Origin of the sequence: Pseudoxanthomonas sp. JBR18, assembly GCF_028198165.1 — a bacterium.
Lineage (GTDB): Bacteria > Pseudomonadota > Gammaproteobacteria > Xanthomonadales > Xanthomonadaceae > Pseudoxanthomonas_A.
This window is the reverse complement of record NZ_CP116339.1, coordinates 3,037,217-3,053,390: the sequence shown is the minus strand read 5'-3', so window position 1 is coordinate 3,053,390 and position 16,174 is coordinate 3,037,217. Positions and strand designations below refer to the sequence as shown.

Genomic DNA, 16,174 nt, shown 5'->3' with positions numbered 1-16,174 from the left:
CGGCGCTACAACCAAGCCCCCCCCCGGTAGAGCCGAGCTCGCTCGGCTGGAGCTGTCCCGATAAAGCCCCGCCGAGCAAGCTCGGCGCTACAACCAAGCCCCCCCCTGTAGAGCCGAGCTCGCTCGGCTGGAGCTGTCCCGGTAAAGCCCGGCCGAGCAAGCTCGGCGCTACAACCAAGCCTTCCCGGTAGAGCCGAGCTCGCTCGGCTGGAGCCTTCCCGGCAAAGCCCCGCCGAGCAAGCTCGGCGCTACAGGCCAGCCACTCATCGCCCGCACGAGCCAGCCGCCCATCGATACCTTCGCCATCAAACTGCTGACCTGGTTCGACCAGCATGGCCGCCATGACCTGCCCTGGCAGCATCCGCGCACGCCGTACCGAGTGTGGCTGTCGGAGATCATGCTGCAGCAGACCCAGGTGCGCGTGGTCATCCCGTACTTCGCGCGTTTCCTGCAGGCGTTCCCGACGTTGCCGGATCTGGCTGCCGCAAGCTCGGATGCGGTGATGGCGCAATGGGCCGGCCTGGGTTACTACGCCCGCGCCCGCAACTTGCATGCCGCGGCCAAGCGCTGCGTGGAGCTGCACGACGGCGACCTGCCGCGCGACTTCGAGGCCTTGCATGCGCTGCCTGGCATCGGCCGCAGCACCGCCGGCGCGATCCTCAGCCAGGCCTGGAACGCGCGCTTCGCCATCATGGACGGCAACGTCAAGCGCGTGCTCGCGCGCGTGCACGGCATCGCCGGCTGGCCCGGCCTGCCGGCCATCGAAAAGCAACTGTGGGCACTGGCGATCGATCACGTCCAGCACGTCCCCGCAGGCCGCCTGGCCGATTACACCCAGGCGCAGATGGATTTCGGCGCCACCCTGTGCACGCGCGCCAATCCAGCCTGCCTGCTGTGCCCGATCTCGACGGACTGCGTCGCCTTCCGCGAGGGCCTCACCGAGGCACTGCCCACACCCAAGCCCGGCAAGCCGCTGCCAGAACGCAGCGCGGTGATGCTGATGGCCTTCGACGCGCAGGGCCGGGTGCTGCTGCAACGCCGGCCGCCGGTGGGCATCTGGTCGGGCCTGTGGTCGCTGCCGCAGGCCGATGACACCGCCGCCGCGCGCGTCTGGTTCGATGCGCATCTGTCCGGCGATTTCGACGCCGCCGACGAACTACCCGACACGCCGCACACCTTCACCCATTACCGTCTACACATGCAGCCGCTGCGCTGGCGGCGCCTGTCCTCGCGCGACGCGGTGGGCGACAATGCCGACCTGCGCTGGGTCGCACCCGGCGAACTTTCGACGCTGGGCCTGCCCGCGCCCATCCGCAAACTCCTGGATGCCTGACATGCCCCGTACCGTGTTCTGCCAGTACGAAAACAAAGACACCGAAGGCCTGGACTACGTCCCCTACCCCGGCGAGTTGGGCAAGCAGGTGTTCGAGCACATCGGCAAGGCCGGCTGGGCGGCATGGCTGGCCCACCAGACCATGCTCATCAACGAGAACCGCCTGTCGCCGCGCAACCCGAAGGACCGCGCGTTCCTGGAAGACGAGTTGCGCAAGTTCCTGTTCGGCGGCCAGACCGACAAGCCCGCTGGCTACGTTGCCCCCGAAAGCGACGCCTAAGGGTCAATCGCTGGCAGGGGCCGCGTCACGCTGTGCGGTGCGCGCCTGGCGCAGGGCTTTTTCCGATGCGCGGATCGCCTTGGTGTCCAGCGCGCGGATCGTCTGGATGCGGCAGGCGATGTTGAAGCCGGCCGGTCGATTGAGCACCTGCACCCGATCCATCCCGGCCGACACCTGACCCAGCAGGTTGGTGATCAGAATGGTCGAGGCCGCGTTCAAATCCCTGCAGCCACCGCCCCCGAACTCCAGCAGATACGCCTCGTTCGGCTTGGTCCACACCGCCAGCGCCTCGTCGCCCAGCGCGGTCCAGCCGGTGAGTTGGCGGGTCGTGTAGCGGAAATCGCGCTGCGGCTCGCCCGCGTGTTCGCGATACAGCGCAAGACGCTGCGCATCGCTGAGCCCGGTGCCGGTCGCACACCCCCCCAGCGACAAGAGCGCCAACGCGCCGGCCAGGACCGAGAGGAAACACAGACGCTGCATGACGATGCTCCGTTGACGTCCACAGGTGTCGGAGATCAGACGCCCGCACACCGCAATGCGCCGTGAGGGCGCCTCTCAGGGGCTCGCCGGCGGCGGCGCACCGGCCTGTCGCTCGGCCGCCCTGGCTTCGCGCAACTGCTTCTGCGCCCGGCGCAATGCCTTGACGTCCAGCGGCCGGATCGTATCGATGCGGCATGGCATGCGGAAGCTATTGCGCAGCCCGCCCAGCACCAGCACGTCGTCGAACTTCGCGTAGACCCGGCTGCCCTGATTGGTCACGGTGATCGCAGGCGCGGTGTCCAGGTCCATGCAACGGCCCGGCAGCTCCAGCAGATAGGCCTCGCTGGGCCTGGTCCACACCGCCAACGCGGTATCGCCCAGCGGCGTCCAGCCATTGAGCTGACCCAGGAAGGTGAAGCTCTTCACCGGCTCGCCCGCATGCGCGCGATACAGCGCCAGCTCCTGTTCGTCGGTCAGTCCGGTCGTGGCGCAACCCACGCCGAGTATGGCCAGCAGGGCGGCGGCCATTGATCTGGCGAGGTATCCGGCAAAGGTAGACGTAATTGTCATCTTCACCGTACTGGCAGCTCCTCTCATCCCGCCTCGGATAATTTCAGAGCACCAGGGCGTGCGCGCGCCTGCGCGGCTCGCAGGGCCTGCACGTCCAAGGGCTGAATCGTCTCGATCCTGCATCGCTTAGCATCCTTCTCACCCGGCCGCCTCACAAGGACATGATTAAAGCCGGCATAGACCCTGTCGTGCTCGCGGCTCAGGGACAGCCGCGGCGACCACTCAAGATCCAAGCAGCCCTCGGCGACACCGAGCAAATACGCAGTGTCCGGCTTTGTCCAAACGGCAACTGCCGAGTCACCTACAGTCTCCCATTGGGAAATTCCGCCAAAGGGGCTGAAAGCCTTGATGGGTTCGCCAGCGTGCGACTGGAAGAGTTCCACATCTTGCGCCGCGCTCAGCCGTGAAGTCCCTAGCGAGGCGCAACCAGACAGCAGAGCCGCAAAAGCAAATAAAGAACCTCTAAGCGAGGCGCGAAACCTGGACATGGCAACTCCCTTTGATGTATGGCAATCCGCCTGGAGGATCATGCGCCCATGATGTGCCGCCGTCCGCTGTCCGAATCTGGACGTTCAGGAAACCGATGGCTTGCCGGATCGGAAATCCATCCGTATCATGCGCGCCTCGCTTCGGCTCGGCCGTAAGTGCGGCACCGGCCGGGTAGCTCAGTTGGTAGAGCAAGGGATTGAAAATCCCTGTGTCGGGGGTTCGATTCCCTCCCCGGCCACCACTTCAGGTGGCGAAAGTTGTAGCGATTCAAATACTTAGGCCATCCTCCGGGGTGGCCTTTGTCGTTGTACGGACGTCGGCACGGAAACTCGCGCCTGGATCTGTTGCAGCGGCGGGATCGGCTAGGCATTCTGGTTCCCCGAACTTTGTGGGCTATGCCATGACTTGGGCGGAGAAGGTCTACACCGCTGAGGAGAGCCAGCTTTTCATTGATGAGTCGAGCGGCTTGCTTGATCAGGTGGCGAAGAATCTGTTGGTGCTGGCCAGGGCAGGACAGTTGGACAGCAGCAACGGCTTCACCATTTGGTCGAAAATGGGCCGCCGTGGAGAGCCGCACTCGGTTCTTTTTGACGCTACCGCGGTACGGGCCTTTCCGGCTTTGGTAGCGGCCATCGGCGCGCGCCCAGTTCCCGAACGCACCGTCAAAATTGAACCCGGTGAGTACAGCGTTCTGGCATCTAGCAGATAAGCGCGTCCTCAGAGGTGATGGCCTGCACACGGGTCGCCCTCTGATAGGTACTTCTTCCACCAGTCTTTCCGCCCGCTGCCCTTGCGCCTGGCCCACTCCCTCGACTCAGCCTCGCGCCGCTCCTCCGGCGTTCGTGTGTCGCGCAGCGTCAGGTGGTCGAACGGATCCTTGTTGGCCTCGCGGGGCCCTGTCTTTCGATCGTCTTTGGTCTCCATGGGTCGAGCTTGCGAGGCGCCCGGCGCACAGGCTGAGACCACAGTCAGACGATTCCTACAGCTCCTCGCAGCGTCCCCCGTGGGCGCATGCCGGCATGGATGGCAATCTGACCCCAGACCACGAAAGGAGCAGACATGGACGTCGCGCGCGAGCTGTTGAAGGCCACCCTAACCGGGATCAAGAACGGGACAGCCCGGCCAGACCCGACTCAGTGGACGATCCTAGAGGAGGCCGGAATGGTCAAGGGAGGGCTGCTGACGCCGTTGGGGCAAGCCCTGATCCGATAAGTCGCACGTCTACACGTTGCCCCGGCGGACCCTTCCTCGAACGGCCGCCGGCCTTCTCGCGCTTTTAGGCACTGTTTGGCTAGAAGAGCGGCATGGAGAAGATATTGGCAGCCTTGAATGCACCAAGAACGAAGCCCGTGCCGCCGCCCACCCACGCGACGACTGCCAGGAAGTGGAAAGCCCAAGCAGCGAACCGGCTAGCCCGTGTTTCATCGTGTTGATAGAAGATCTGGCTGACGTACGTTAAGGCGCTGCATAGCACGCATAAGGCGACTCCTGCCGCGAAGCTCTGGAGAACTGGAGCAAATGCAGTTGTGGCCTGTGCCTTTCCGGTTGAAACGAAGTGGCCAAGGAGGGCCAGCAGCGCCACGCTAGCGCCTCCATTGACAACTAGGAGATCCTTCCTCGCAATTCCGCCAGCTTGAATTACAGTGCGGAATGCTTCGAGATCGGACGCGGCATTTAGAGCCTGTGCTTGAAGCGCAGCCGCGCGATCGGAGTTGTAGGCAGCCAAGTGGAGTTCGGAAATTGCTTTCTTTCGCTCCAACTCCGTAGCGGGGTCCCGCTGTGGCTCTAGGCTGTCCAGCAAAAGATCAACGTACTGAATCAGCCCTTCGGGGCTCAGCGCCTGCCCTTGGTCGATCACCTTCTGGACTTCCTCTTTCAGCTCCTGAAGGGCCTCTCTACCTTCCACGGTGTGACTCCTTTGCGCCACTTTGGCTGTCGATCAATTAGCACAAATCTTAAATAGCCCCCTGGACCGGCGCGAGTCCCCCTTTGCTCGGCCCTCTGTGAAGGACGATTTTTGTCATGACAAAGAAGGGTAGGCCGCAAGCTCGAGGCGCAGGATAGGCACGTGCCGGCCTAAGTGTTTCCCCTACGGCTGAGCTGGCGTCTCGCCAACCGGGCAGAGCGCGGGCACATCACCATGGATCGTTGGTGCATAGGACCAGGCGTTCGCTGAAATGGATGCGCATGGCAGAATCACGTCTTGGGGTTGGGGGTACGAATGGACTGGGTCTACGGAATCTTTCAATGCGCTCCGCTTAGCAGATCGTGTTTGCTGAATTGGGACGCGATGGCTGCACTTGGAGGCTGGGCTGCGGCCTGTGCCACCGTGGTCGCTGTAGTGCTCCCATATCGCCGAGAGGTGCGGCGGACTAAATTTCGATCCCATGTAGCGCTGCGCTCTCTTCGAGGGAATCTTGAGAACTTGAGAATGAGATTGGATGCGGCTGTGGCGCTCCATGAAATCCTCGATAATCGCGCCCACGAGATTGGATCGCAGGACATGGAATTTCTGCTTACGCTTCAGATTGAGGTGCCTAAGATCGAAGCACCCATGCTGGGACTGGAACCCGAATCGGAAGTGGTTCTTAACGCCATGGCTGAGTTGAATGCAAGCCTCTCTCAGTGGAATCAGGTGATCTCGCTGCTCAAGCTTGCGCGCGAAGAGAGACCCAGGGTGCCAAAGACACATCTTGAGCAAAGCATTCATCAGGCTGCCCAAAGTTTCGCCGGCCTCAACGGCAACCTCCACTACTACATTGACCAAACGTTGGCGGCGATAGATGCGGTTCTAGGCAATGCGCGCCGCGACAACGTGAAACGCTGACAAGCCACTTTGGAGGCGAGTCTTCATGCTGCGTTCTCCCATCCAACCATCGCAGCCAGATCGAGCTCATCGACCTTATCGCGGAGCTGTTGACGGAGATAATGATCAAGCTGACAAAGGAATGTTGAGCATGAGCGATCTATCGCTGCTGCCAGTCACGCAGGTCGCGCACCGCGTAGGCCTGTCACGCGCCACGATCTATCGCCAGGTCGCGGCGAAGACCTTCCCCGCGCCGATCAAGGTCGGCGATCGCAGCTTGTGGGTTTCGCGCGAGATCGATGCCTGGATCGAACGGGCAATCAGCGAATTCCGAAAGGCCGTAAAGCTGGGCTCAATGGGCACAACTGCGGGCGCCAACGACATTATAGAGCAGCTGCAAACCGAGGGACTGTGGCTCTTCGATATGGGCTACCCAGAAGCCGGCAAGGTGATGCTGGACGCCCTGGACGAAATCGAGCGGCTGCGCAACGAGGTTGCGGCGCTGAAGAGACGACGGTGAGGGTGGGCCTACAGAAGCCCCGCCGGAGCGGGGCCCTGGTCGCCTCTCGCCCCCATGAGCGACACCCGGTGTCGAAATTTGGCTCAGCGACTGCCGGCGTTGTTGCGGACACCATCCGGCTGGTCCGGCACGGCTTGCGGGCCGCGCGTCCGTGGCTAGTGCACCAGGTGCAGCCGACCCCCGATCTTTCGTTCCTGGCGCTCGCCTGGCCCAATCCAGACATCCCGCGCCTTCATCGCCTTGAAGGCGCCGTAGATCAACAGGTCGTCGGTGGCATCGAAGCCTGGCTGCGGGCCGAGGTAGGCCAGGACCAGCTGCCGCCGGATCTCCTCCTCGGTGTCGCTGTCGGAGAAGAACATGCCCGGGGCCATGCGGTGTGCGTCGAGCAGCAGCTGACGCCGGTACCGCTCATCCAGCGCCTGCGCTGCCGTGGATTCTTCGACCTTGCTCATGCTTGACTCCATGTAGCTTGAGGTTGGGCGGCCTGCGGGGCCTGGATGCGCCCGCCGCGATCAAGGCCAATGTTTTCTTCGTGCCAGGGCCGGTCACTGGACCATGGCCCATTGCCGAGCCCGCCAGCACGAGCCAGAGCGCCCAATGCGTTCAAGCTGCTCAACGTGCCCAATTGCGCATTCACAGTTGGCTCCGTGCCGGTGAATTTGATGCGGCCGCGCGCCACGGTCACTGCGTTGTAGGCAGCGTCGATCGCGCTGAAGGCCTGGGCCAGGGCCCGCCTCGCTTGCTCCGCCACCTCGATGCACTGGATGAGATTGCGCTGCAGGTCGGGCAGCTCGGCGGTGGCCTCGGTGATCAATGCGGCCTGCTTGAGCTCGGCCAGCTTCCTGCTCTTCGCCCTCAGCTGGTCTCGCTCGATCACCAGCCGATCGCACTCGGCCTTCATCTCGGCGACCTGCTCGGGCGTGCCCTTGAGGAGCAGTTCGCGGTAGAGCGTGCCGTTGTCACCCTTGCCGGTGGAATTGATCAGGCCGAAGCGCTCATCCAGGCGCGCGAGTTCGCTGTTCACCAGCGGCAGCAGGTCGGCAATCTCACTGGAACTGAGCGGCACGCTCTGGCCGAACACCTGGCTTAGGGTTGATTGGATGCTCATTGTTGATCTTCCGCGAATATTCCCGCCGAAATGACCGCGCTACCCACAATCATTTCCCCGTACCCAACTGGGACACATCCGCCCTGGGCCTGGGTGTTCACCACCCCACCGAAGGAATAGCTCGGCTGGTTGGACGACTCCTCGCGCGTGCCGAGCCCCTTGGGCGTGCCGGCGATGATCTGGGAGACGCCGCCGAGAGTGATGGCCAGACCCACGCTCGCGGCAGCGCCCCAAGCAGTAGCGCTGCCAAGGGCGCCGAAGGCAGCACCGTTGGACGCGATGCCGGCGACCACGATGATGGCCACACCGATGACGACCTGTAGCCAGCCACTGTTCTTGGCGCCGCGCAGCACGGGCACCAAGCGGATGACCTCCTTCGAGCAGGGGTCATGCAGCTGGTCCAGGCCGATGTTGCGCTTGCCGGTGAAGATGGCGAAATGCAGGCCCCGGTCCTTGGCCTCGATCATGTAGCGCTTGAAGCCGGGGATCATGGCGCTCAGGGCCCTGATCGCGCCGGCGGCACTGTCGACGACGAATTGGTGGCGCCGGCCGAACTGGCGCGCCAAGGAACCGCTCAGCAGGATGGTGGTCGGGGTTTCGTTGCTCATGCCGGGCGCTCCTCTCGGTGACCAGTTGAACCGGACTGCAGGCCGGCGCACATCTCCGCGTAGGCGCTATCGCTCACCTGCCTGTGCTGGCGGTACTGGTCGGCGAACGCCTGATCCTTGGGCTGCGCATCGGCGCCGCTGCGGTGGCCGGCTGCGGCGTTGGCCGTGAGCTGGTTGATGATGCTTTCGACCTCGGTCGGCGCCAGGTGCTGGGCGTCCTTGAACTGCTCGACCAGGCGCGCACGGAATCCGGCACTGTCGAAGACCTGGGCCGGCGGCCGCGCGGAGTCCAGGCGCAGCTGGGGGCCGCCACGGGCCTTGTCCACGAGTGCCAGGTGGTTGCCCATGATGTTGGTCATGATCGCGTCGTAGGCCTCACCCTCAGGCGTCTGGCCATCGCCGAAGACGATCTCGGCGGTGTATCCCGCCGACAGCTCGCGCTTGCCGGCCTGCCATGCTGCGATCGCTGCGGAGTCCATCAAGACCAGCGGCACCCTAACGAACTCGCCGTCCCGGGCGATCTGATCGCCGATCTGGCCTGCGGCCACCTTCTTCCAGGTGGTTGCATCCACTTTCTCGGTCGGGTGGTCGACGGTGACAGGCCGGTGGGCGAAGCTGCGCATCGTGGCGTCGCTGAACACCTCCTCCGGCGGCCGGTAGAGCCGGACGGTGGGCAGGTCGGGGCGTCCCACCTCATCCCCCTTGTAGACCTGAACGCCAGTCCGTGCGATTCGCGCATCCGCGACCAGGTAGCCGTCGGCGGTGAGGCGGGCGCCACTCACGGTGGCCCGATCATTGAACATGGTCATGCGCCGGTCTCCTGCTGCCGGGTGCGGTAATCCAGGCTGTCCACGAATGCGCCGTAGCCGTTGTCCGCTGCCGGCTGACGGAATGCGGCGCGGTCCGCCAAGGCGCGCGCCACCGGATCCGGATGATCCTGGGGCGATCGGCGCTCAGATATGGACGCTGCCGGCGGCGCCTTCGCCTCGTCCAGCTGCCGCTGCAGATCGGCGACCTGTTGGGCGTTGCTGTCGGCCAGGCGTGCGGCCGCGGCCTTGGCGGCGCTCAGCTCGCTCTTGGCGATGGTCAGCGCCTCAGTGGCTGAGTCCCTGGCGGTGATCAGCTCCGCCAGCTGCGCCTGCAGCTTCTCGATGGCCAGCTTGCCGGCTTCATTGGTCTCGACCTGCAGGCCGTCCACCAGGACGGTCACGGGGTCGGTCGGGGGCTTCCTGGTGAACACGTTGCTGCACTCCTCGTTGTGCCGCTGGGCGCGGCGGTGGTGCTGGTGATCCGGGCCAGCGTTATCGAACGGGCCTCGCGAGCACCAGCCTGTCGGTGCCCTCTCGCTCAGCCCACACGTCTGTTAGGCGCCAGAACTCCTGCTCAGCCGCTGGGTCGACACGGCCAACTGCTTCGATGAAGTCGACCATCCAGGCCGCGTTCTCCTGCGGAGTGCGGTGGACCACTGTGTGGCCATCTGCCCGGAGCGTTTCGTTCCAGGCGTCAGAGGCTTCGTGCATCGACATGCCGTCAGTGATCGTTGCCTGCTTGAGGAAGGCGCCAACCTCCGTGAAGGACTCGACCAGGTGCCCGTGCGAGATCAGGAGGGCGTAGAAGGCCGCTCCGACCGCTCGATCGCCTTCGGTCAGCTTTGGGAGGGCCTTGGGGCGCATCTCAAGCGCCTCCAGGCGGCGGCGTGAGTTAGTACGCATGGGCGGGCGCTCCCCGGGGCACGAGCAGAATCAGGTGGTCAGCACCGAGCAGCAAGCCGGCGCGGCGATGAAAATGGTCGTCGCCCTCGCCGGGCAAGCGTTCGACCTGCACTTCGTCTACGTGGATCAGGCCGGCATGCGGCTGAGCGGCCACCAGCACGACCACCGGCCCCACCGCCTGGACCCGCTCGGCCTCTACCGCGCGAATCCGACGCTTCAGGTCACTGCGCATTGCCGGCCTCCAGCGCCCTCAGGCGCGCATCGAAGTCAGCCAGCTCATGCGCACGTGCGAAGGTCTCCACGGTGCGCGACAGGCGCTCTGCTTCGCCAGAGGTGATGTCACCTTGGGCGGCGGCCCGCAGGATCGCCCTGAGCGTGTCCGGCACGTCCGCTGCGGTCTTTGGCACCGGCAGGTCGATTGCGAGCGCGCGCTCGCGTGAGGGAGGCGCGATTCGCTCGATGCAGAGCCGCAGCGCGGTGCTATCTCCGGCAAGCGCCAGGTCGACGGCTTTCTGCATCAACTGCTTCGAGCCCTTGTCCAGCAGGCCCAGCGCGGCCACGGTGGCCTTGTTGCGCGCCCCGCGGCGTTTGCCTGGGTTGCCGGGGCCGAAGCGTCCACGGCTGTCGCGTGGTGCCGTATTGGCTCCGCTAATTCGGGTGTCGGTGTCCGTCATGGACCCCATTGAACCGTTCGAAAACCGCAGGCACTTACTTTTGCGGTTTTCGGACCTTCTTCGGCTTGATCACCCCGGCGCGTTGCAGCACCGGCCGAACTACGTCATCCGACATACGCATCCGGGTGGCCACTATGCCGGTGATCTCGCGGAGCCGGATTCCGTCGTCGCGAAGCTTCCTCCCCAGCTTGACCACCTCGGCCTTGTCGTCGGAGTCTTCCCTGCGCCTGGTGGAGCGCGCCCGGACGATCATCTCGCCCTGCTCTAGGGTGTAGGCCCTGGCGGCTTCTCCAAGAATCCGCTCGGCGGCTTCCAGATGTAGGCGACCGATCTCCTGCAGGAAGGTCCGGTGTTGACCGTACACGCAGGAAAGGTCGTCCAGAGCCTCCAGAGAGCGCTGCAGGGCACGCCGGCACCGCTCCAAGCGGATATCCCCCAGCCGCCAGTGTTGCGCCACCTCGTTGAAGCTGCGCCAGTAAGCAGCCGACAGCTTTTCACCGGTATCGGGTGTGGCCACGCGCATCCATCGCGCTTCATCATCGGGATCCGCCAAGTTGAAGGACAGAGGGTGTGCTGGATTGACCATTGCTAGCTCCCTTGTTGCTTCCCGCGCGCGTGCGCGATGGCTGCGGAAATCCGCGTGTGCGCCTGCGATGCGTCGAGAAACCCGCTCATGGTCAAGCCGCCAGGATCCGCACTTCGTCGTCGGCCCACTGCAGGACCTTCGACTTCTTCCACTTCTTCTCGTTTCCGATCACCAGCGGCGCCGGGAAGCTGCCCCGGACAGCCACGCGCTCGAGGAAGCCGCGGCGGTTCGGTGCGCCGCCTTTGGTGGTCAGGCCCAGCAGCACCGCGCAGGCGTCCGCCGAGAGGTAGCAGTCGCCCGTGGCCAGGGCGGTGATCAGGTCGATGACTTCGGTCTTGTCCATCAGTGTTCTCCGTGGCGGTCACGCGTGGATGACGCGTGGTTGCACGCGTCGAACGGTTTGGGTGACGGTCCGCAAAGGGTCGCATTTGAAATCCGACCCTTTCGGCAAGGCTTGCAGGAAGGCTTCCCCTGAGGCTTCGGCTCGGTTGGGAAGGGGCTTCCACTCGAGAGGATTCGCGATCTTTCGCGGGCTGCGCAGGAGACGTAACGCGTGATGTAACGGCCGTGGTCACGCGCGAACTCCGTGCCCAATGGGTGGCCCGCGCACCCCACGCGGTCGCAGTGCGTTCGCATGCTGGCAGCAGCGCCTTCCCTGCTACGGGCAGCGTTTTCCGTGCTAGTAGCACTGCTGGCAGCATCGCCGAGCCCTCGACGATCGATCGCCGAATGACCTGCAGGCTTGAGCTCCCCGACCTGGGGGATCTCAGATTCACGCTGATCGGAGTGATTTGCTGGATATCCGAGAGCGGTTTTCAGATGTTGATCCTCGACAGATGGGTCCACGTTAATGGATCAATTTCCTAAAGCAGGTTCTTAAAGCAAGTTCGGGTGACATCGGCGTCACTGGTTTGGTGACCTTGGTGTCACCGGTTGGTGTCGTGGAGGTCACTAGGTGGTGACATTCTGTGCACGGGTGCAAATCGCGCACCGGTGACATTGGAGTCACCAGTCATCGTCAAATTCGTGGCTCTAACTGGTGACATTGGCGACACCGGTTTGCGAACGATGAACGATCAACTGGTAGGTGTTCGACCTGCCTGTGACCCTGTCGACTGTCAGGTATCCGGCATCTTCCAAGCGCTGGACGCTGCGGATGGCTGATCGCTTCTGGATCCTCGCCCGATCACAGATCCGCTTCATCCCTGGCCACGCCTCGCCATCGGCGTCGACGTGGCTCAGGATCACGCTGAGCACCGCGCAGTCCCCCTTACTCAACCGGACATCGCTCAGCGCCTCCTCGATCATCTTGTAGCGGCTGAGCAGGTTGTAGGGCTCATTGGGCATTTCCCGTGCCTTCTTGGATCAGCGCCTGGCGGTACCGCAGGACGTGCTGCCTGGCCCCCTCCAACTCGATCGCCAGGCGCTCGGCCCTCTCCGGCGTCGGAGTGCGATGGAGTTCGAGCATCTGCGCCTGCGTTCTCTCGGCCAGGTCGGGCAGCTGGCGATGCAGCGCCCAGCTCGGCTCGGCTTGCACGAGCAGTGGGCGGCCATTGGGTAGGTTCATGGTGCCTCCTTGAGTAGGCCAACCACGCGCATGGCGCGCAGGTGCCTGTAGGCGTTGCAGCGGCTCATTCCGAACTGACGGATGAGGTCGTGCGCGGTTGGCGGTGTGCGCCGGCTGATCGCCCACGCGGCGATGCGATAGGCGGGCTCGCGGGTGCTGAATGGATCGGGCGCCGGCAGGCTGTCGGTGTAGGAGTCTCGGCGTTTCATGCAGCCTCCCTTACCGCCATCGCGGCGTGTAGTCCGGCCGTGCGCCGGGTAAACGGGTTGGGGATGTCGTCAAGAAACTGCTCGTCGTCCTCTGGCTGATAGCCCGGGCTCCTGTTGGCAGCTTGGGCGGGCGCGCCTGGACGGGGCCGATCCCCGCCGGGCTGGCACCTCGGCCGCGGGCGGAACTGCAGGATGGTCGCGCTCATGCCAGCACCTTCCTGCCGAGATCGGCCTCGATCGCTTCGAAGATCTCCGAGGCGATCGCGTCGGCGATGTCTGGCGCCTGGTCGCAGAGCGCCTGCCAGGACTCAGGCTCCAGCCAGTCGCGGAATTGCGCGACCACCGGGCTGGCGTTCGGGAATCGTGGTGCTGCACGTGTTGCGCCGGCGGCGGCGCGCGGTATGCTGGTCATGGTCTCGTTCCTCGCAATGGTTCGGTGACTCAGCGGCTCGTTCCGGTTGCCCCCGGTGCGGGCCGTTTCTATTTCTTGGGCGTAATGCATGGCCGGGCCCTATCACGCAGCGACGGCGGCGGTGATTTCCTTCTCCTTGCGCTCAATGAACTCCTGTAGGGCTCGGACCGACACCATGCGGCGGCGACCGATCTTGAACGTCACAAGTTCGCCGCGGCTGATTGCGGCATAGAAGGCATTGCGATTGAGGCCAGTCACGCTCAGTGCCTGGTCAACGGTGTAGCTCATCTTCAATGGTTCATTCTGCTGTGCCATAGTGTGTTCTCGTTTAGTTGGATGTGTTTAGTGCGCACTAAACGCACTGAACGTATGAAACACGGGGAGTTGGGCTATGTCAAGCGGAAATGCGAAAGGCAAGGGGAAAGGCGGCCGACCGCCTCGTGCGCCAGGTGAAAAGCTTCAGCGCACCAATCTGACCCTGCGCCCGTCCCTGCTGAGGGGTCTGGAACTGCTTGCGAAAGCCCAGCACAGGTCACTGAGCCAGGCTGTCGAATGGGCAGTTCAGGTAGGCCTAAATTCCTATAAGGTCAATGAAGACTCGACCATGGGCGACGTTCTTCTGGCTGTGGAAGCGGAATCGGCAGAGCTCGCCAAATTTATGGCGATTTACCGAATGGCTTCCACGCTTCTGGACTTTGAAGATGCTGTGGCCTGTGAGGCGATACAGCTCAGCTCTGACAAGTCCGAGTTGTATCGGTCAGCGCCGCCGCAAGTGAGTCTGACGGATAGCTTCCAGGACGATCGCAACGAAATCGACCGGCTGTATGAAAGGGTTCTGTCGCCCCATTGGGAGAGCATCAGGGAGATGGCGAACGAATACTCTTCGAAAGGAAAGCGCTTAGAAGGTGTCTCATTCGTCCACGCACTGGGGCTGTATCCAGAATGGCGCGGAGAGTCGATGTGGGACGTGTACACCCACTTAGACCAGCAGCAACCCGCCGGCGAAGTTTTCGCAGAATCCGTGATAAAGCGACCTGCTAAAAAGGGTCAGCCTGCCATTAAATGAAGCTCACTTGCGCCAGCCTATCGCGCGCAGCAGCGTCGACCAGGTGCCCGTAGTTCTTCTCGATCATGGCCACTGAAGTGCCGACCAAGCGCGCCACGGTGAGCAGGTCCATGCCGCTGACGATGGCGTCCGTGATCCAGCAGTGGCGCAGCGTGTAAAGCACCGTCTGCGGCGGCAGGCCGGCCGCCTCAACCGCGGCTTTCATAGGTTCGTGCCAGCGGCGTGAGGTCCAGGCGCTGCCCTCGTCGTCGGTGAACAGGTGGGCCAGCGGCAGTTTGCCCTTGGCCAGTCGATCAAGCAGCTCGCGGGCCGGCGCCGACAGCGGGATCGTGCGCGGGTGCTCCTTGGTCTTGAACGTGACCGAGCCGCTGCGGTGGTCGTAGTCCTTCCGCAGAGCGACAGCAGGATCACCAGGCCGGCAACCAGTCAGCGCCACGCACTCGATCAGGTCTCGCAGAGAGCCCGTGGCGGCGTCCCTGAGTGCCCTGCGCTGCTCTCGGGTCAGGTAGAGGTCGCGGCGAGTCTCTGCGGCCTTGGATACGCCCACTGCCTGCCACTCGATGGCTCGCTCCGCGGCGATATGCCGCTTGCGCACTGCCAGGTTCAGCGCAGCCTTCAACGAGGCCAACGTGCGCCGAATGGTGGCCGGCTTCATCGGGGCCGTCTTGCGGCCACCCTTGACCGCCTCGGGCACGAACGTCCCGGTCTCCAGGCGTTGCATCCACTCCTGCAGATGCTTCTCGCGCAGCTTGTCGAGCTTCATGGCGCCCATCGGATCCGCGTATACCGTGCGCCGCATGCTCTGGCGGGCCGCGTCTGCCGCCTCTGGCCGCTTGGATAGCTCCAGGCTGCTGACGTACTCCGCACAGGCCTGGGCGACGGTATGGATCTCGGTGGCCCCCATGCCGGCCTGTACCCGCTTCATCCAGCGACGAGCCTCTCGTCGTGCGGCCTCGTAGTCGTTCTGCGCGGTCATCACGCCCAGGGCCTGGTATCGCTGGCCTTCCTCGGTTCGGTAGCGGGCTATCCAGTTGCCGCCCATCTCCAGCCGCCGGAAGCCTACATACAGGCCGGTCTCCACCGGCGCGCCCCAGTAGGGCTCTCGGCGCGGCTCGAGCTTGTTGCGGACCGTCGCCTTGTCGATGTCGAAACGTGCCATGTGACCTGTCCCTGCGATTCCGTACGAACATCATACGGAAACACTGAGCGGAACAAGGCGACACCAAACCAAACGTAGATTCAGCAATAACAGAGACTTGAAAACACAGCGGGACGGATCCAAACACCAGATAACCCCCTGTGTCGGGGGTTCGATTCCCTCCCCGGCCACCACTTCAGGTGGCGATCTAAAGCGTAACGAAACAAGGCCTTGCAGCGATGCGAGGCCTTTTTCATTCAACCATGGGAATACCGTCGTTGTGATCCACGCACATCGCCATTCCCACGTCATGCCTTGGTCCCTGCTTCCAGTGCGTCGGCGAACTTGCGCGTCGGCCGCACCAGATCGCTGATGTCCGTCTTAGACCGGTCTTTGAAGATGTCCTGCGCCATGCGCCCGCGCGCCTGTCGAGCTGGTCGGTCGCCGCCCTGCCCTTAGGCGAGGCCACGGCTTCGCGCCTGCGGCGGGTTTAGGGATTCCCGCGGCGGATCACAAGTTCCATATGCTCCAGCCTGGCGACCTGACGGCCGACGGTCGGATAATCGCGCCCAACTGCCCGGCCAGGTCGACCACACCGATCGCCCCGCCTCCCACA

General features: G+C 63.9%; 26 protein-coding genes and 1 tRNA gene. 7 read left to right on the top strand and 20 right to left on the bottom strand.

Translation table 11 applies throughout. From position 1 onward, the window contains the following. The first annotated feature begins 265 nt into the window (after positions 1 to 265). Together mutY and PJ250_RS13790 are read left to right on the top strand one after the other, a co-directional pair. Positions 266 to 1,333: an A/G-specific adenine glycosylase gene (mutY, locus tag PJ250_RS13795; protein WP_271648648.1), complete on the top strand. Its 1,068-nt coding sequence runs from the start codon at positions 266 to 268 to the stop codon at positions 1,331 to 1,333. 1 nt (position 1,334) lies between these two features. Continuing rightward, positions 1,335 to 1,613: an oxidative damage protection protein gene (locus PJ250_RS13790; RefSeq protein WP_271645154.1), complete on the top strand. Its 279-nt coding sequence runs from the start codon at positions 1,335 to 1,337 to the stop codon at positions 1,611 to 1,613. A 3-nt stretch (positions 1,614 to 1,616) separates the two neighbouring features. Here the strand turns inward: PJ250_RS13790 and PJ250_RS13785 are convergent, their stop codons facing one another. The 3 genes from PJ250_RS13785 to PJ250_RS13775 all read right to left on the bottom strand — a co-directional run bounded on the left by PJ250_RS13785 (position 1,617) and on the right by PJ250_RS13775 (position 3,151). Further along, on the bottom strand, positions 1,617 to 2,093 hold the full coding sequence (locus PJ250_RS13785; protein WP_271645153.1) for a DUF6491 family protein: 477 nt from the start codon (positions 2,091 to 2,093) through the stop codon (positions 1,617 to 1,619). 75 nt (positions 2,094 to 2,168) lie between these two features. Beyond that, positions 2,169 to 2,621, bottom strand: coding sequence for a DUF6491 family protein (locus PJ250_RS13780; RefSeq protein WP_271645152.1), 453 nt, complete (start codon positions 2,619 to 2,621; stop codon positions 2,169 to 2,171). 65 nt (positions 2,622 to 2,686) lie between these two features. Further along, the gene (locus tag PJ250_RS13775) at positions 2,687 to 3,151 is read right to left on the bottom strand and encodes a DUF6491 family protein (RefSeq protein ID WP_271645151.1); all 465 of its coding nucleotides are present in this window, start codon (positions 3,149 to 3,151) and stop codon (positions 2,687 to 2,689) included. Between the two features lie 166 nt (positions 3,152 to 3,317). On the opposite strand from PJ250_RS13775, the gene PJ250_RS13770 reads away from it, so the two are divergent. Both PJ250_RS13770 and PJ250_RS13765 read left to right on the top strand, forming a co-directional pair. Beyond that, positions 3,318 to 3,393: transfer RNA gene (locus tag PJ250_RS13770), tRNA-Phe, on the top strand. Between the two features lie 159 nt (positions 3,394 to 3,552). Continuing rightward, positions 3,553 to 3,861 carry a hypothetical protein gene (locus PJ250_RS13765; RefSeq protein ID WP_271645150.1) on the top strand — a complete coding sequence of 103 codons (309 nt, stop codon included), beginning with the start codon at positions 3,553 to 3,555 and terminating at the stop codon, positions 3,859 to 3,861. Positions 3,862 to 4,443: 582 nt separating this feature from the next. Here the strand turns inward: PJ250_RS13765 and PJ250_RS13760 are convergent. Further along, positions 4,444 to 5,058 carry a hypothetical protein gene (locus PJ250_RS13760; protein ID WP_271645149.1) on the bottom strand — a complete coding sequence of 205 codons (615 nt, stop codon included), beginning with the start codon at positions 5,056 to 5,058 and terminating at the stop codon, positions 4,444 to 4,446. 525 nt (positions 5,059 to 5,583) lie between these two features. Between PJ250_RS13760 and PJ250_RS13755 the strand changes: the two genes are divergently transcribed. Both PJ250_RS13755 and PJ250_RS13750 read left to right on the top strand, forming a co-directional pair. Further along, complete coding sequence (locus PJ250_RS13755; RefSeq protein ID WP_271645148.1) at positions 5,584 to 5,979, top strand: hypothetical protein; 396 nt, start codon at positions 5,584 to 5,586, stop codon at positions 5,977 to 5,979. Positions 5,980 to 6,109: 130 nt separating this feature from the next. Then, a complete protein-coding gene (locus PJ250_RS13750; RefSeq protein ID WP_271645147.1) occupies positions 6,110 to 6,478 on the top strand; it encodes a helix-turn-helix transcriptional regulator in 369 nt (122 codons plus the stop codon). 155 nt (positions 6,479 to 6,633) lie between these two features. Here PJ250_RS13750 and PJ250_RS13745 read toward each other — a convergent pair whose 3' ends face one another. From PJ250_RS13745 to PJ250_RS13675, 15 genes are all read right to left on the bottom strand, one after another. Continuing rightward, positions 6,634 to 6,930, bottom strand: coding sequence for a hypothetical protein (locus tag PJ250_RS13745; RefSeq protein ID WP_271645146.1), 297 nt, complete (start codon positions 6,928 to 6,930; stop codon positions 6,634 to 6,636). Next, positions 6,927 to 7,586, bottom strand: a complete 660-nt coding sequence (locus PJ250_RS13740) for a hypothetical protein (RefSeq protein ID WP_271645145.1) — start codon at positions 7,584 to 7,586, stop codon at positions 6,927 to 6,929. Before PJ250_RS13740 ends, PJ250_RS13745 begins: the two co-directional genes overlap by 4 nt. Further along, positions 7,583 to 8,194 (bottom strand): tail assembly protein, encoded by a 612-nt coding sequence (locus PJ250_RS13735; RefSeq protein ID WP_271645144.1) that lies wholly within the window; start codon positions 8,192 to 8,194, stop codon positions 7,583 to 7,585. Before PJ250_RS13735 ends, PJ250_RS13740 begins: the two co-directional genes overlap by 4 nt. Beyond that, on the bottom strand, positions 8,191 to 9,003 hold the full coding sequence (locus PJ250_RS13730) for a DUF2213 domain-containing protein (RefSeq protein ID WP_271645143.1): 813 nt from the start codon (positions 9,001 to 9,003) through the stop codon (positions 8,191 to 8,193). The genes PJ250_RS13735 and PJ250_RS13730 overlap by 4 nt, the downstream gene beginning before the upstream one ends. Further along, on the bottom strand, positions 9,000 to 9,434 hold the full coding sequence (locus PJ250_RS13725; protein WP_271645142.1) for a hypothetical protein: 435 nt from the start codon (positions 9,432 to 9,434) through the stop codon (positions 9,000 to 9,002). The genes PJ250_RS13730 and PJ250_RS13725 overlap by 4 nt, the downstream gene beginning before the upstream one ends. 61 nt (positions 9,435 to 9,495) lie before the next feature. After that, on the bottom strand, positions 9,496 to 9,867 hold the full coding sequence (locus PJ250_RS13720; protein ID WP_271645141.1) for a hypothetical protein: 372 nt from the start codon (positions 9,865 to 9,867) through the stop codon (positions 9,496 to 9,498). Positions 9,868 to 9,895: 28 nt separating this feature from the next. Beyond that, on the bottom strand, positions 9,896 to 10,138 hold the full coding sequence (locus tag PJ250_RS13715; RefSeq protein ID WP_271645140.1) for a hypothetical protein: 243 nt from the start codon (positions 10,136 to 10,138) through the stop codon (positions 9,896 to 9,898). Next, positions 10,128 to 10,580: a hypothetical protein gene (locus PJ250_RS13710; protein WP_271645139.1), complete on the bottom strand. Its 453-nt coding sequence runs from the start codon at positions 10,578 to 10,580 to the stop codon at positions 10,128 to 10,130. The genes PJ250_RS13715 and PJ250_RS13710 overlap by 11 nt, the downstream gene beginning before the upstream one ends. Positions 10,581 to 10,614: 34 nt before the next feature. Continuing rightward, a complete protein-coding gene (locus PJ250_RS13705) occupies positions 10,615 to 11,166 on the bottom strand; it encodes a hypothetical protein (RefSeq protein ID WP_271645138.1) in 552 nt (183 codons plus the stop codon). Between the two features lie 91 nt (positions 11,167 to 11,257). After that, positions 11,258 to 11,509, bottom strand: coding sequence for a hypothetical protein (locus tag PJ250_RS13700; RefSeq protein ID WP_271645137.1), 252 nt, complete (start codon positions 11,507 to 11,509; stop codon positions 11,258 to 11,260). Positions 11,510 to 12,198: 689 nt separating this feature from the next. After that, entirely contained in the window at positions 12,199 to 12,513 is a 315-nt protein-coding gene (locus PJ250_RS13695; protein ID WP_271645136.1) for a helix-turn-helix domain-containing protein, read from the bottom strand. Then, positions 12,503 to 12,733 (bottom strand): hypothetical protein, encoded by a 231-nt coding sequence (locus PJ250_RS13690; protein ID WP_271645135.1) that lies wholly within the window; start codon positions 12,731 to 12,733, stop codon positions 12,503 to 12,505. Before PJ250_RS13690 ends, PJ250_RS13695 begins: the two co-directional genes overlap by 11 nt. After that, positions 12,730 to 12,942, bottom strand: coding sequence for a helix-turn-helix domain-containing protein (locus PJ250_RS13685; protein ID WP_271645134.1), 213 nt, complete (start codon positions 12,940 to 12,942; stop codon positions 12,730 to 12,732). The genes PJ250_RS13690 and PJ250_RS13685 overlap by 4 nt, the downstream gene beginning before the upstream one ends. Before the next feature lie 202 nt (positions 12,943 to 13,144). Continuing rightward, positions 13,145 to 13,444, bottom strand: a complete 300-nt coding sequence (locus PJ250_RS13680; RefSeq protein WP_271645133.1) for a hypothetical protein — start codon at positions 13,442 to 13,444, stop codon at positions 13,145 to 13,147. Between the two features lie 12 nt (positions 13,445 to 13,456). Continuing rightward, entirely contained in the window at positions 13,457 to 13,669 is a 213-nt protein-coding gene (locus tag PJ250_RS13675; protein ID WP_271645132.1) for a helix-turn-helix domain-containing protein, read from the bottom strand. Between the two features lie 76 nt (positions 13,670 to 13,745). On the opposite strand from PJ250_RS13675, the gene PJ250_RS13670 reads away from it, so the two are divergent. Beyond that, positions 13,746 to 14,420 carry a hypothetical protein gene (locus tag PJ250_RS13670; protein WP_271645131.1) on the top strand — a complete coding sequence of 225 codons (675 nt, stop codon included), beginning with the start codon at positions 13,746 to 13,748 and terminating at the stop codon, positions 14,418 to 14,420. Here the strand turns inward: PJ250_RS13670 and PJ250_RS13665 are convergent. Then, complete coding sequence (locus PJ250_RS13665; RefSeq protein WP_271645130.1) at positions 14,413 to 15,579, bottom strand: tyrosine-type recombinase/integrase; 1,167 nt, start codon at positions 15,577 to 15,579, stop codon at positions 14,413 to 14,415. The two genes, PJ250_RS13670 and PJ250_RS13665, sit on opposite strands and share 8 nt — an antisense overlap. Positions 15,580 to 16,174 lie beyond the last annotated feature (595 nt).

What these genes read in the sequence shown, in the direction of transcription:
- PJ250_RS13790 (WP_271645154.1), top strand. Translation starts at nt 1,335, where the DNA reads ATGCCCCGTACCGTGTTCTGCCAGTACGAAAACAAAGACACCGAAGGC.
- PJ250_RS13785 (WP_271645153.1), bottom strand. Translation starts at nt 2,093, where the DNA reads ATGCAGCGTCTGTGTTTCCTCTCGGTCCTGGCCGGCGCGTTGGCGCTC.
- PJ250_RS13780 (WP_271645152.1), bottom strand. Translation starts at nt 2,621, where the DNA reads ATGGCCGCCGCCCTGCTGGCCATACTCGGCGTGGGTTGCGCCACGACC.
- PJ250_RS13775 (WP_271645151.1), bottom strand. Translation starts at nt 3,151, where the DNA reads ATGTCCAGGTTTCGCGCCTCGCTTAGAGGTTCTTTATTTGCTTTTGCG.
- PJ250_RS13765 (WP_271645150.1), top strand. Translation starts at nt 3,553, where the DNA reads ATGACTTGGGCGGAGAAGGTCTACACCGCTGAGGAGAGCCAGCTTTTC.
- PJ250_RS13755 (WP_271645148.1), top strand. Translation starts at nt 5,584, where the DNA reads ATGAGATTGGATGCGGCTGTGGCGCTCCATGAAATCCTCGATAATCGC.
- PJ250_RS13750 (WP_271645147.1), top strand. Translation starts at nt 6,110, where the DNA reads ATGAGCGATCTATCGCTGCTGCCAGTCACGCAGGTCGCGCACCGCGTA.
- PJ250_RS13745 (WP_271645146.1), bottom strand. Translation starts at nt 6,930, where the DNA reads ATGAGCAAGGTCGAAGAATCCACGGCAGCGCAGGCGCTGGATGAGCGG.
- PJ250_RS13740 (WP_271645145.1), bottom strand. Translation starts at nt 7,586, where the DNA reads ATGAGCATCCAATCAACCCTAAGCCAGGTGTTCGGCCAGAGCGTGCCG.
- PJ250_RS13735 (WP_271645144.1), bottom strand. Translation starts at nt 8,194, where the DNA reads ATGAGCAACGAAACCCCGACCACCATCCTGCTGAGCGGTTCCTTGGCG.
- PJ250_RS13730 (WP_271645143.1), bottom strand. Translation starts at nt 9,003, where the DNA reads ATGACCATGTTCAATGATCGGGCCACCGTGAGTGGCGCCCGCCTCACC.
- PJ250_RS13720 (WP_271645141.1), bottom strand. Translation starts at nt 9,867, where the DNA reads ATGCGCCCCAAGGCCCTCCCAAAGCTGACCGAAGGCGATCGAGCGGTC.
- PJ250_RS13715 (WP_271645140.1), bottom strand. Translation starts at nt 10,138, where the DNA reads ATGCGCAGTGACCTGAAGCGTCGGATTCGCGCGGTAGAGGCCGAGCGG.
- PJ250_RS13710 (WP_271645139.1), bottom strand. Translation starts at nt 10,580, where the DNA reads ATGACGGACACCGACACCCGAATTAGCGGAGCCAATACGGCACCACGC.
- PJ250_RS13705 (WP_271645138.1), bottom strand. Translation starts at nt 11,166, where the DNA reads ATGGTCAATCCAGCACACCCTCTGTCCTTCAACTTGGCGGATCCCGAT.
- PJ250_RS13700 (WP_271645137.1), bottom strand. Translation starts at nt 11,509, where the DNA reads ATGGACAAGACCGAAGTCATCGACCTGATCACCGCCCTGGCCACGGGC.
- PJ250_RS13695 (WP_271645136.1), bottom strand. Translation starts at nt 12,513, where the DNA reads ATGCCCAATGAGCCCTACAACCTGCTCAGCCGCTACAAGATGATCGAG.
- PJ250_RS13690 (WP_271645135.1), bottom strand. Translation starts at nt 12,733, where the DNA reads ATGAACCTACCCAATGGCCGCCCACTGCTCGTGCAAGCCGAGCCGAGC.
- PJ250_RS13685 (WP_271645134.1), bottom strand. Translation starts at nt 12,942, where the DNA reads ATGAAACGCCGAGACTCCTACACCGACAGCCTGCCGGCGCCCGATCCA.
- PJ250_RS13680 (WP_271645133.1), bottom strand. Translation starts at nt 13,444, where the DNA reads ATGCATTACGCCCAAGAAATAGAAACGGCCCGCACCGGGGGCAACCGG.
- PJ250_RS13675 (WP_271645132.1), bottom strand. Translation starts at nt 13,669, where the DNA reads ATGGCACAGCAGAATGAACCATTGAAGATGAGCTACACCGTTGACCAG.
- PJ250_RS13670 (WP_271645131.1), top strand. Translation starts at nt 13,746, where the DNA reads ATGTCAAGCGGAAATGCGAAAGGCAAGGGGAAAGGCGGCCGACCGCCT.
- PJ250_RS13665 (WP_271645130.1), bottom strand. Translation starts at nt 15,579, where the DNA reads ATGGCACGTTTCGACATCGACAAGGCGACGGTCCGCAACAAGCTCGAG.